An 11,999-nucleotide genomic window follows, 5' to 3' on the forward strand; every position below is an offset into this window, starting at 1 on the left:
CGTGTCGCTGAGCACCGCCCTCCCCCTGCCCGACACCGCCCCCGCGCAGAAGAAGTCCGGGCGGCGGACCGCCGGCGCCCGCGGTCCGTGGGGCTACACCGTCGCCGGCATCGCGATCCTGGCCGTCCTGCTCTTCCCGCTCTACTGGATGCTCAACGTCTCGCTGCAGCCCTCGGGCTCGGCGGCGCAGACCTCGTGGTTCCCCTTCTCGCTGAGCTTCGAGGGGTACGCGACCGCGTTCAGCGACCAGGGCGCCAACCTGATGACCAGCCTGGTCATCTCGGTGGGCAGCGTCGTGGTCAGCCTGCTCATCGCCGCCCCGGCCGCCTACGCGCTGGCCACCTTCAAGGTGCCCGGGGCCGGGATCGTGCTGTTCGGCATCCTGATCAGCCAGATGATCCCCGGGATCGTCGTGGCCAACGCCCTGTACAGCGCCTACAACGACCTGGGGCTGCTCAACTCGATCCCCGGGCTGATCCTGGCCAACTCCAGCGCCGGCATCCCGTTCGGCATCCTCATCATGCGGTCGTTCATGGCCAGCATCCCGCCCTCGCTCACCGAGGCGGCCCGGATGGACGGCGCCGGCCCGATCCGCGCCTTCTTCTCCATCATCCTGCCGATCAGCCGGAACGCCCTGATCACCGCCGGGATGTTCACGTTCCTCTTCACCTGGGGCGACTTCCTCTTCGCCCTGACGCTGACGACGAACGCCGACGTCCGCCCGATCACCCTCGGGCTGTACCAGTACATCGGGACCTACGTCAGCGACTGGAGCACCGTCATGGCCGCCGCCGTGCTGTCCTCCGTGCCGGCCGTCGTCCTGCTCGTCCTCGCCCAGCGGTACATCGCCGCGGGCGTCACCGGAGGTGCCGTCAAGTGACCGTCCCCGCCCAGCCCCTGCGCGTGACCGTGTGGGGCGAGAACGTGCACGAGCAGCGCGAGCCCGAGGTGGCCGCCCGCTACCCCACCGGCATGCACGGTGCCATCGCCGAGGGCATCGAGGCCAACCTCGGCGAGCGGGTCGTGGTGCGCACCGCGACCCTCGGCGACCCCGAGCACGGTCTCACGGAGGAGGTGTTGGCCGGCACCGACGTCCTCACCTGGTGGGGCCACGCGGCGCACGCCGACGTCTCCGACGAGGTCGTCGAGCGGGTGCACCGGCACGTGCTGTCGGGGATGGGCCTGGTCGTGCTGCACTCCGGCCACTGGTCCAAGATCTTCACCAAGCTCATGGGGACGACGTGCACGCTGCGCTGGCGCAGCGCGCACGACCGCGAGCTGGTGTGGACGGTCGACCCGACGCACCCCATCGCGCGCGGCGTCCCGCACCCGATGGTCATCGACGAGGACGAGATGTACGGGGAGTTCTTCGACATCCCCGCCCCCGACGAGCTGGTGTTCCTGTCGACCTTCTCCGGCGGCGAGGTGTTCCGCTCCGGCTGCACCTTCCGGCGCGGGCACGGGAAGATCTTCTACTTCCGCCCCGGCGACCAGGACTACCCCGTCTACTTCCACGAGGGCGTGCGCCGGGTCATCTCCAACGCCGTCGAGTGGGCCCGGACCGACCGCCCGGAGCGGGCGTACCCGACCCTGTTGCGCTACGACACCGAGGACTTCTTCACCGGCCACGGGTACGGCGGAGCGTGACCCACCGCCGGATCGACTGCGGGGAGCACGCACCCCTGCCGGTGGTCGCCGTCGGCGCCGGCGCGATGGGCCGGGCGTGGCTGCGCACGCTCGAGGCCTCGGCCGAGGTGGAGCTGGTCGGCATCGTCGACCTGGACACCGCCGCCGCCGGCCGGGCCGCCGCCGAGCTGGGCCGGCCCGAGCTGCCGATCGGCACCGACGCGGTCGCCCTGGCCGCGCAGACCGGTGCGGCCGCGGTGGTCGACGTGACCGTGCCGGTCGCCCACCACCCGGTCACCACCGCGGCGCTGCTGGCCGGCCTGCCGGTGCTGGGCGAGAAGCCCGCCGCGGACACGCTGTCCCGGGCGCTGTCGCTGGCCGCGGCGGCCGAGGTCAGCGGCGAGCTGTTCATGGTCAGCCAGTCGCGGCGGTGGAACCCGCGGGTCGCGGCACTGCACGGCCTGGTGCAGGACCTGGGCGCGGTCGGCACGCTGACCACGGAGTTCTTCAAGGCGCCGCACTTCGGCGGGTTCCGGGACGCGATGGACCAGCCGCTGCTGGTGGACATGGCCATCCACGCCTTCGACACCGCGCGGTACCTGCTGGGCGCCGAGCCGGTGTCGGCGTCCTGTTCCACGTGGAACCCGCCGTGGAGCTGGTACGCCGGGGACGCCAACGCCACGGCACTGTTCACGATGGCCGACGGCTCGCGGTACTCCTACACCGGCTCGTGGTGCGCCCCCGGCGCGGAGACGTCCTGGAACGGCAGCTGGCGGGTCAGCGCCGAGCGCGGCACCGCCCTGTGGGACGGCGAGACCGAGCCGGTGCTGGACGCCGACGGGCTGGTCGCCACCGACCGGCCGCGCTCGCCGCACAGCGACATCGCCGGCGCCCTCGAGGTGTTCTGCGCCGCGCTGCGCACCGGGGAGACCCCGATGGGCGAGGTGCACGAGAACGTGATGAGCCTGGCCATGGTCGAGGCGGCGGTCGAGTCGGCTGCCACCGGTGCGCCGGTGGAGCTGGACGACGTGCTGGCCCGGGCGCACGCGCAGGCGCTGGCGGAGGAGGCCCACCCCGCGGTCCGCGAGACGCTCGCCGGCTGGCCGTCGGTGCGCGAGGCGCTGACCGCCGCCGGGTAGTCCGGCCACCCGGACCTCCCCTGGCCGCTCGACCGCCGGTCGGTCGTGCGTCACCTACTGTTCGACCATGCACGGAGCACGTCACGGAGGCCCCCCGGTGCCGAGCGAGGAGCAGGCCGGGGGCCCTTCCGCAGGTCCGGTCGACCCGCGCCGGGACCGGCTGACCGCCGCCCAGCGCGACGCCCGGGCGGACGTGCTGGCCCAGGCCACCTCGGCCGCCGCCACCGGGCCCGGGGACGCGGGGACGCTGCCCGCCGTCCTGGGCGGGTCCGTGGTCGCCGTGCTGCTGGTCGACCGGCGCGACGGGACGGTGACCTTCGCGAACCGGGCCGCGATCGCCCTGGCCGGTGACATCGGGCTGCCCGTCGGCCTCGACGCCTGGGCGGCCGCGGCCGGCCTGACCGACGCCTCCGGCGGCGCCCTGGACGGCGCCGACGCCCCGCTGTCGCGCATCACCCGGGGGCTGCCGGTCGACGGCGAACCGGTGCGGCTGCCCGGCGTGCACCCGGCCGCGGGCGCCGATCCGGAGCTGCTGTCGATCACCGGCCTGCCGCTGGACCGCGACCCGGCGCCACCCGGCGCCGACCAGCACGCCCACCGGGACCTCTCGCTGGTGGTGCTGCTCCCGCTCGACGGCGGCGGGCCCGCCGGGGCACCGGTGGCGCGGGACACCGACGAGGAGCTGCGCCGGCTGCAGGAGCAGGCGATCCAGGCCACCGAGGTCTGCTTCACCATCGCCGACGCCCGCCGCCCCGACAACCCGCTCGTCTGGGTCAACCCGGCGTTCACCGCGGTGACCGGCTACCCCGCGGACCGGGCGATCGGCTTCAACTGCCGCTTCCTGCAGGGCCCGGACACCGACCCGGACGCGGTGACCGCCGTCCGCGAGGCGGTCGCGGCCGGGCGTCAGGAGACGGTGACGCTGCTGAACTACCGGGCCGACGGGTCCACGTTCTGGAACCAGCTGACCCTGACGCCGATCTTCGACGGCGCCGGCGAGCTGGCCAGTTTCGTCGGGGTGCAGCACGACGTGAGCACCCAGGTCCGGCTGGAGCACCAGCGTGAGGCCGCGCTGCAGGCGGAGCGGCAGGCCCGGCAGACCGCCGAGACCGCCCGCCGGCGGCTGCAGCTGATGAGCGAGGCGTCGGCGACGCTGACCGGCACGCTGGACGTCGACGACCTCATGCAGCGCATCGCCGAGCTGTGCGTGCCCACCCTGGCCGACTCGGTGTTCATCGCCCGGCTGGGCAGCGACGACGTCGTCACCTCCACCGTGCTCCGGCACCGGGACGGCCTGGACGACGAGCTCTCCCGGCTGGGCAGGAGGGTCACCGGCCGCCCGCTGACACCGCACTCCCCCGCGGCCGACTCGCTGCGCAGCGGGGGCGCCACCGTGGTCCCGGACGTGTCCGCGGCCGACGCCCGGGCGCGCTACCCCGACTCCGCCGTCCACCAGCTCATCGACCAGCTCGCCATCGGGTCCCTCGTCGCCCTGCCCCTGCAGGCGCGGGACGCCACCCTGGGGGTGCTGGTGCTCACCAGCGCCCGCACCGGCGCCTTCGACCGCGACGCCGTGGAGCTGCTCAGCGACCTGGCCGGCCGGGCCGGGCTGGCCCTGGACAACGCCCGGCTCTACCAGGGGCAGCGTTCGGTCGCCGAGGCCCTGCAGCGCGCGCTGCTGCCCACCCTCCCCGACCTGCCCGACGTCCAGGCCGCGGCCCGGTACGAGTCGGCGTCCGCCGCCGCGGCCGTGGGCGGGGACTTCTACGACCTGCTGCCCCTGCCCGACGGCAGCATCGGGATCAGCATCGGCGACGTCGCCGGCCACGACGTCGACGCGGCGGCCACCATGGGCCAGCTCCGCGGCCTGCTGCGGGCCAGCGCCCACGACGCCACCCGCCCCGACCCCGCCGACGTGCTGGCCCGCGTCGACGAGCTGATGGACGTGCTCTCGGTCCCGGGGCTGGCCACCCTGACGCACGTGCACGCCCACCGGCCCACGGGCGGGAAGGACCGGTGGCGGCTGGAGGTCGCCAACGCCGGGCACCCGCCGCTGGTCCTGCGCCACCCCGACGGCACCGTCCACCTGCTGGACGACGTCCACGGGCTGATCCTCGGCGTCGACGCGACCACGACCCGCGCCTCGGCCACGGTCTGGGCACCGCGCGGGAGCACGCTGGTCGCCTACACCGACGGCCTCATCGAACGCCACGACCAGTACCTCGACCAGGGGATCGACCGGCTCCTGGCCACCCTCACCGCACAGCCGGACGACGCCGACCCCGCGGACCTGTGCGACGTGCTCATGCGGCTGGCCGACACGCCCTCCGACGACGTCGCCGTCATCTGCGTGCGACTGCACTGACCCCGGCGCCCGGTCACGCCTCGGCGGGGGGCGACCGCTCCCGGCCGGCCCGGTTGCGCAGCCGCCGATCCGGGCAGAGGGCTGATCATGTGGCTCTTCCTCACCCGCCGGTTCCGCACCTGGGTCCTGCTCACCTTCATCGTCCCGATCGCCAGCGGCCTGCTCCGCAAGCTCGGCCAGACCCTCGAGCGGCGCAACGGGCCCACCTCGGTGAGCAAGGGGCTGCTCAAGGCGGGCGCCCTCGGTGACCGCACGCGCGACCGGCTGCGCGGCGGCCGCAAGCGCCGTTGAGGTGACGGACCCCGTCACCCCCGACGCCGACCGGCCCGCACCGCGCCGGCCCGCGCTCGAGCAGCGTGCCGCCACCGGGGAGACCCGGGGCATCGCCCTGTTCTGTCACGGCGGCACGGTCGCCAGCATCGAACCGCCCAAGGAGCGGGCGCTGTCGCTGGTGCGGATGCGCGCCATCGAGACCTACGTGCACGCGGCCACCGCCGAGCGCGGCATCGCCACCGCCCTGCTCCGCTACCGCGTGGCCGGGTGGAACGGTGAGGCCGCCGACGCGCACGCCGACGTCCGCTGGGCGATCGGGCAGCTGCGTGAGCAGCACGGCACCGACGTCCCGATCGTGCTGGTCGGGCACTCGATGGGCGGCCGGGCCGCGCTGCGCGCCGGCGGCGAGCCATCGGTCACCGCGGTCTGCGCCCTGGCCCCCTGGACGCCGCCCGGTGAGCCGGTGATGCACCTGCGCGACCAGACGGTGGCCATCCTGCACGGCCGGGGCGACCGCTGGGTGCCCGCCCGGCTGTCGGCCGAGTTCGCCGTGCGCGCCCGCCGCGCCGGCGCCCGGGTCGCCCGGTTCACCGTCGTCGGCGGGCACGGCATGGTCCGCCGCTCCGGTGCCTGGCACGCCTTCGTCCGGGACGTCGTCCTGGCCGGCACCGGCCTGGAGCCGATGCGGCCCTCGATCGCCGAGGCGCTGCGCCAGCCGAGTCCGGAGGGTCTCGCCGTCCCGCTGTGAGGAGGGGCGCTGCCCAGCCGAGTGGCCGGGCAACGCTCACTCAGGAGAAGAGCGCGCTGTAGCCGTTGAGGGCCGGCTGGCCGCCGAGGTGGGCGTAGAGCACGGTGGACGAGCGGTCGATCTCGCCGCGGCCGACCAGGTCGATCGTCGCGGCCATCGACTTCCCCTCGTAGACCGGGTCGGTGACCATGCCCTCGGTGCGCGCGGCCAGCTCCATCGCCGCGATCGTCGTCGCGTCCGGGATGCCGTAGATCCCGGCGTGGTACCGCTCGTCGAGCTCGACGTCGTCGAGGGTGAGCTCTCGTTCCACGCCGATCGCGGCCGCCGTCCGTTGCGCGATCCGCAGCACCTGGTCGCGGGTCTCGGTCGGCTTGGCGGAGGCGTCGATGCCCAGCACCCGGCGCGGCCGGGCACCGGCCTCCTCGAGCTGGGCGAAGCCGGCGACCATGCCGGCCTGGGTCGAGCCGGTCACCGAGCAGACGACGACGGTGTCGAAGAAGACGCCGAGCTCGGCCTCCTGCGCGGCGACCTCGTGCGCCCAGTTGGCGAAGCCGTGCCCGCCCAGCGGGTGGTCCGAGGCGCCGGCCGGGATCGGGTAGGGCTTGCCCCCGCGGTCGGTGATCTCGGCGAGCGCGGTCTCCCAGCTCTCCTTGAACCCGATGCCGAAGCCCGCCTTCACCAGCCGGACGTCGGCGCCGGCCAGCCGGGAGATGAGGATGTTGCCGACCTTGTCGTAGACGGCGTCGGGCCAGTCGACCCAGCTCTCCTGCACGAGCACGCACTTCAGCCCGACGTGCGCGGCGACGGCGGCGACCTGCCGGGTGTGGTTGCTCTGCACCCCGCCGATCGAGACGAGGGTGTCGCAGCCCTGGGCCAGGGCGTCGGCGACCAGGTACTCCAGCTTGCGGGTCTTGTTGCCGCCGTAGGCGATCCCGGAGTTCACGTCCTCGCGCTTGGCCCACACCGCGGCACCACCCAGGTGCGCGGTCAGCCGGTCGAGACGGTGCACCGGTGAGGGTCCGAACAGCAGCGGGTGGCGGGGGAAGTCCCCCAGGGAGGGCCGGGCGGGGTCAGGAACGCTCATCGGGGGTCTCCTCCAGCTCGGACAGCAGGGCGGTCCAGATCTCGGTCGTGGTGGACACGGCGGCGGCGACGTCGCCGTTCGCGCAGGCGCTGATCAGTCGCTCGTGCAGGACGACGGACCCGTGGCCGTGCGCCGCCGCGAAGCGCTGCCGCTCCAGCCGCCGGACGGCGGGGGTGAAGCGGTCGATCGTGGCCCGCACGGCGCCGTTGCCGCAGCGGGCCAGCAGGACCTCGTGCAGCTCGTCGTCGGCGGCCAGCGCGGTGTCGAGGTCACCGGTGGCCACGGCGACGGCGAACCGCCGGTTGGCCGCCCGCATCGCGGTGACGTCCGCGGCGGTCACCGCGGGAGCCGCCTCGGCGACGGCGAGCTCGTGCATCGCCCGGACCACCACCGCGGCGTCGCGCACCTGCCGCAGGACCAGCGGGGTGACCCGGGTGTGGCTCTGCGGCTTGCTCTCCACCAGGCCCTCGTCGGCCAGCCGGGCCAGGGCCGTGCGCACCGGGGCGACCGAGAGGCCCAGCCGGCCGGCCAGCGCGCTGTCCTTGACCACCGAGCCGGGCGGCAGCTCACCGCTGAGGATCGCCGACCGGATGAGGGTCACCGCCTGGTCGCGCAGCAGCACGCGGGAGACGGGTTCGATCGGCACAACTGACATCTGACATGTCAGTTGGCCGTCGTGTCAAGGCCACGCACGACAGCAGGGGCGGGGACCGCGGTCCCCACCCCTGCTGTCCGTCCCGTGCCGCAGTCGGCTCAGCCGACGGGAGCCGGGCGCCGTCCGCGCTGCACCAGGAGCACCCCGGCGACCGCCACCAGCACGCCGATCACCGGCGGGATGCCCCACTCGGCCTCGTTGCTCGCCCAGGCGGCGAGCGAGGCGACGACGTAGACGCCGACGTTGCGCCACTCGACGCCGGGCAGCAGCGCGGTGTCACCGGACATGCCACCGCGCCACCGGGCCAGGAAGTCGCCGATCACCACGCCGCCGAGCGGCGGGATCAGGATGCCCAGCCACACCAGGTAGTCGATGAGGTTGTCGTAGATGCCGGTGACGGCCAGCAGCGTGCCCAGGACGACGCCGCCCACGACGAAGGGCTTCTTCGACCGGGAGTCGGCGATCTCAGCGCCGGCCACGCCGAAGTTGTAGGCCGTGTTGTCGTTCGTCGTCCAGAGGTTGGCGACCAGGAAGACCAGCCCCCACCCGACCAGCCCGAGCTGGTAGAGCACCAGCACGAAGTCGCCCTCGCCGAAGGCCAGCGCGCCGATCGAGCCGAAGCCCAGCATCAGCAGCTCACCGAGGAAGAAGGCCACCAGGCAGGCCCAGAGACCGGCCGACGGGGTGCGCGCGAAGCGGGTCCAGTTCGGGACCTGCGTGCCGCCGGAGGCGAAGGTGCCGACGACGATCGTCACCGCGACCGCCACGGTCATCGACTCGGTCGGCACGATGGCCGCCAACCCGCTCCAGCCGCCCACCTCCTGCAGCGACCGCCAGGTGACCCACCCGGCGAGCACCAGCAGCAGTGGGACCGAGACCAGCGACAGCGCGTACATGCCGCGGTAGCCGAAGTACGCGGTCGCGCCCATCACCGCGCCGCCGACCACCATCAGCGCGACCTCCGGCCCGCGGCCCTCCCAGCCCAGGGCGCTGGCGGTGAGCTGGGCGAGGGTGGCGACGGTGACGCCGTACCAGCCGATCTGGGTGCCGCCCAGCAGCAGCGAGGCGAGCTTCGAGCCACGGGTGCCGAGGGTGTAACGGCACATCATCACGGTGGTCAGCCCGGTCCGGGCGCCGATGCCCCCGATCACGGCGACGTAGACGCCCAGGACCGCGCTGCCCAGGAGCAGCACCCAGACCAGGCTGCCGGCGGTGAAGGCCGCCCCGATCTGCGCGCCGGCCAGCATCGTCGGGGTGAAGAAGGTGAAGCCCAGCAGCACCACGGACAGGGAGAACAGTGACTGCCGCGCGGACGCGGGCACCGGGTCGATGGGGTAGTCCGGGTCGACGGCACCGGCCGGGGCCCCGGCCTGGTTGCTCGTGCTGGTGCTCATCGGCCGGCCTCCGACGGGACGACGTCCTCGCCGATGTCCTCGTTCCACACCGCGGGCTCGGCGGCGATGAACTCGGTCATCAGCTCGGTGCAGGCCGGGTCGTCGAGGACGACGACCTCCACCCCGTGCTCGGCGAGCCAGTCGTGCCCGCCGGAGAAGCTCTGCGCCTCACCGATCACCAGCCGGGTGATGCCGAACTGGCGCACCAGCCCGCTGCAGTACCAGCAGGGCGACAGCGTGGTCACCATCGTGGCGCCGCGGTAGGAGGGGCGGCGCCCGGCCGCGCGGAACGCCGCCGTCTCGGCGTGCACGGACGGGTCGCCGTCCTGCACGCGCCGGTTGTGGCCGCGGCCCCAGACGGTGCCGTCCGGGCCGATCAGCGCGGCACCGATGGGCACGCCGCCGGTGGCGAGCCCGGCCCGGGCCTCCGCCAGGGCCACCTCCAGCCACGCGCGGTCCTGGTCCTGCTGCCGGGGGTCGGTCATGGGTGCCTCCTCGGGTGCTGCACACCTCCGCGGGTGCGGGTTGCGCCTGAGGGGAGCGTTGCTGAACAGCAGGGGGTGGGCAATGAGCACCCCGTCAGGGATCATCGCCCCGGTCCAGGACGTCCTGTCCGGCCGGGAGGGGACGTCGTGGCGCTGACGCTGGCCGAGTTCCTGCTGCTCCCCTCGGTCCGGCAGGCCCGGCCCGAGGTCGCCGTCGCACCGGCCCAGCTCGGCACCGCCGTCCGCTGGGTGCACTCCAGCGAGATCTACGAGATCGGCCCGCTGCTGTCGGCCGGGGACCTGCTGCTCACCACCGGACTCGGCCTGGCCGGGGTGGACGCCGGGGCACGACGGCACTGGGTCCGCGAGCTGGCGGCCCGGCGGGTGGCCGCGGTGGCGATGGAGCTGGGCCGGTCGCTGACCGACCTGCCGGACGAGATCCTCGACGAGGCCACCCGGCACGGCCTGCCGCTGTACGTGCTGCGCCAGGTCGTGCCCTTCATCCGCATCTCCGAGGAGGCCAACGGCGCGATCCTGCACGCGGAGGCGCCCCGGCTGCGGATGGCCGACCACGTGGTCCACCAGGTGCACCAGGCGCTCGCGGCCGGCGGGGGGACCCCCGCCGTGGTGTCCTGCGCCGCGGCCGCGACCGGCGGCCCGGCCGCGCTGGTCACCCGGTCGGGCCAGGTGGTCGCCGCTGCCGGGCTGGGCGACCAGCGGGCCACCGAGCGGCTGCTCCGCCGGCCCGCAGCGAGTTCCCCGGTGCGGATCTGGGACGTCGACTGGGGGCAGGTCCTCCTCGGCCCCGGCCCGGCCACCGACCTGCCCGGGCTCCGGGTGCTGGCCGCGCGGCTGGCCAGCGTCGCGGCGGTGGCGGTCGGCCAGTCGGGGACGGGGTCGCCGGGGGACCTCGCGGCGCCCCTGCTGGCCGACCTCCTCGCCGACGCCGTGCCCGGGGCCCGGGAGCTGCTGGTCCGCGCCGGCCTGGCGCGCTTCCACCCCTCGCCGGACGCGCGGGTGCTGGGCATCGCCGCCTCGGCCCCCGATCCCCGGCAGGTGCTGGCGACCTGGGCCCACCTGGCGCAGACCCACGGCCTGGAGCTGCTCGCCGACCGGGTCCGCGGCGAGGCCGTCGGGCTGGTCGCCGTCCCGCCGGCGCCGGACCGCCCGGACCCGGCCGGGTGGCTGGCGGCGGTGCTCCCCTCCGCCGGGGCGGTCACCACGGTCGGTCCCGAGGTCCCGGTGGCCGACGCCGGCAGGTCGCTGCGGGAGGCGCACGACGCGCTGCCGGTGGCCACGCTGCTCGGACGCGGGACCGCGGCCACCCGCGACCTGACGCTGCTGCGGCTGCTGGGCCGGCTGGACGACGGCGCGCTGGCCGTCCTGGTGGACGACGCACTGGCGCCGCTGCTGGCCTGGGACGCAGCGCACGGCAGCGACCTGGTGCAGACGCTCGCCGTCCACCTCCGGCACGGCGGGAGCAGGACCCGGACCGCCGAGGCGCTGCACGTGCAACGCCAGTCGCTCTACCAGCGGCTGGCCCGCATCGAGTCGCTCCTGGGGCGCCCGGTCGACGACCCGACGTCCCACGAGCACCTGGTGGTGGCCACCAGTGCCCGTGCCCTGCTCGACGCCCGAGCCGCCCAGCAGCGCCCCCGGCGCCGCCGGCCGGGCGGCTGACGTACTGACATGTCAGTCGGCGTCGCGCCCTGGCCGTTTCCTTGCGGAGGACGGCGGTCGGGAGCCTCGCCACGACTCCGGGCAGCTCGCACGATGGGCGGCATGAGCCTGGACTGGACGACCCTGCCCGCCGTCGCCGCCGCCCACTTCGCCCGTCGGCTGGCGGTGGAGACCGACGTCTCCGACGTCTCCGCGGCGCTCGAGTCCGGTGCGCCGGGCTTCGTGCTGCTGGACAGCCGCAGCGCGGAGTCCTGGGCGCAGGGGTACGTCCCCGGCGCGGTCCACCTGCCCGGCCGGGAGATCGGCGCACGGGCGGCGGCCGAGCTCGACCCCGCCGTCCCGGTGGTCACCTACTGCTGGGGGCCGGGCTGCAACGGCGCGACCCGGGCGGCGCTGGCGCTCGCGCACCTCGGCTACCGGGTGCGGGAGATGATCGGCGGCTTCGAGTACTGGGCCCGCGAGGGCCTCGCCGTGGAGACCGCGGACGGCGTCGAGCACTCCCCCGTCGACCCGCTGACCGCACCGGCCGCGGTGAGCTGCGGCTGCTGAC

General features: G+C 74.9%; 12 protein-coding genes. 8 read left to right on the forward strand and 4 right to left on the reverse strand.

Translation table 11 applies throughout. From position 1 onward, the window contains the following. The first annotated feature begins 1 nt into the window (after position 1). The 6 genes from O2W14_RS00310 (at position 2) to O2W14_RS00335 (ending at position 6,151) form a co-directional block, all read left to right on the forward strand. Entirely contained in the window at positions 2-880 is an 879-nt protein-coding gene (locus O2W14_RS00310) for a carbohydrate ABC transporter permease (RefSeq protein WP_269174090.1), read from the forward strand. Continuing rightward, entirely contained in the window at positions 877-1,647 is a 771-nt protein-coding gene (locus O2W14_RS00315; RefSeq protein WP_269174091.1) for a ThuA domain-containing protein, read from the forward strand. Before O2W14_RS00310 ends, O2W14_RS00315 begins: the two co-directional genes overlap by 4 nt. Beyond that, a complete protein-coding gene (locus O2W14_RS00320) occupies positions 1,644-2,765 on the forward strand; it encodes a Gfo/Idh/MocA family protein (protein ID WP_269174092.1) in 1,122 nt (373 codons plus the stop codon). The genes O2W14_RS00315 and O2W14_RS00320 overlap by 4 nt, the downstream gene beginning before the upstream one ends. Before the next feature lie 97 nt (positions 2,766-2,862). Next, positions 2,863-5,130, forward strand: coding sequence for a SpoIIE family protein phosphatase (locus O2W14_RS00325; protein ID WP_269174093.1), 2,268 nt, complete (start codon positions 2,863-2,865; stop codon positions 5,128-5,130). An 87-nt stretch (positions 5,131-5,217) separates the two neighbouring features. Then, positions 5,218-5,421, forward strand: a complete 204-nt coding sequence (locus tag O2W14_RS00330; RefSeq protein WP_269174094.1) for a hypothetical protein — start codon at positions 5,218-5,220, stop codon at positions 5,419-5,421. 1 nt (position 5,422) lies between these two features. After that, positions 5,423-6,151 carry an alpha/beta hydrolase gene (locus O2W14_RS00335; RefSeq protein WP_269174095.1) on the forward strand — a complete coding sequence of 243 codons (729 nt, stop codon included), beginning with the start codon at positions 5,423-5,425 and terminating at the stop codon, positions 6,149-6,151. Between the two features lie 40 nt (positions 6,152-6,191). On the opposite strand, the gene O2W14_RS00340 is transcribed toward O2W14_RS00335, so the two are convergent. The 4 genes from O2W14_RS00340 to O2W14_RS00355 form a co-directional block, all read right to left on the reverse strand. Beyond that, entirely contained in the window at positions 6,192-7,235 is a 1,044-nt protein-coding gene (locus O2W14_RS00340; RefSeq protein WP_269174096.1) for a 1-aminocyclopropane-1-carboxylate deaminase, read from the reverse strand. Beyond that, positions 7,222-7,881, reverse strand: coding sequence for a GntR family transcriptional regulator (locus tag O2W14_RS00345; protein WP_269174097.1), 660 nt, complete (start codon positions 7,879-7,881; stop codon positions 7,222-7,224). Before O2W14_RS00345 ends, O2W14_RS00340 begins: the two co-directional genes overlap by 14 nt. 107 nt (positions 7,882-7,988) lie before the next feature. Beyond that, positions 7,989-9,284: a cytosine permease gene (gene codB / locus O2W14_RS00350; protein ID WP_269174098.1), complete on the reverse strand. Its 1,296-nt coding sequence runs from the start codon at positions 9,282-9,284 to the stop codon at positions 7,989-7,991. Further along, a complete protein-coding gene (locus tag O2W14_RS00355) occupies positions 9,281-9,769 on the reverse strand; it encodes a nucleoside deaminase (RefSeq protein ID WP_269174099.1) in 489 nt (162 codons plus the stop codon). The genes codB and O2W14_RS00355 overlap by 4 nt, the downstream gene beginning before the upstream one ends. Before the next feature lie 147 nt (positions 9,770-9,916). Here O2W14_RS00355 and O2W14_RS00360 point away from each other — a divergent pair, with 147 nt between their 5' ends. Both O2W14_RS00360 and O2W14_RS00365 read left to right on the forward strand, forming a co-directional pair. After that, positions 9,917-11,449 (forward strand): helix-turn-helix domain-containing protein, encoded by a 1,533-nt coding sequence (locus O2W14_RS00360; protein ID WP_269174100.1) that lies wholly within the window; start codon positions 9,917-9,919, stop codon positions 11,447-11,449. A 102-nt stretch (positions 11,450-11,551) separates the two neighbouring features. Beyond that, entirely contained in the window at positions 11,552-11,998 is a 447-nt protein-coding gene (locus O2W14_RS00365; protein ID WP_269174101.1) for a rhodanese-like domain-containing protein, read from the forward strand. Position 11,999: the final 1 nt, after the last annotated feature.

This window comes from Modestobacter sp. VKM Ac-2986 (assembly GCF_026967795.1).
Taxonomy (GTDB): domain Bacteria; phylum Actinomycetota; class Actinomycetes; order Mycobacteriales; family Geodermatophilaceae; genus Modestobacter.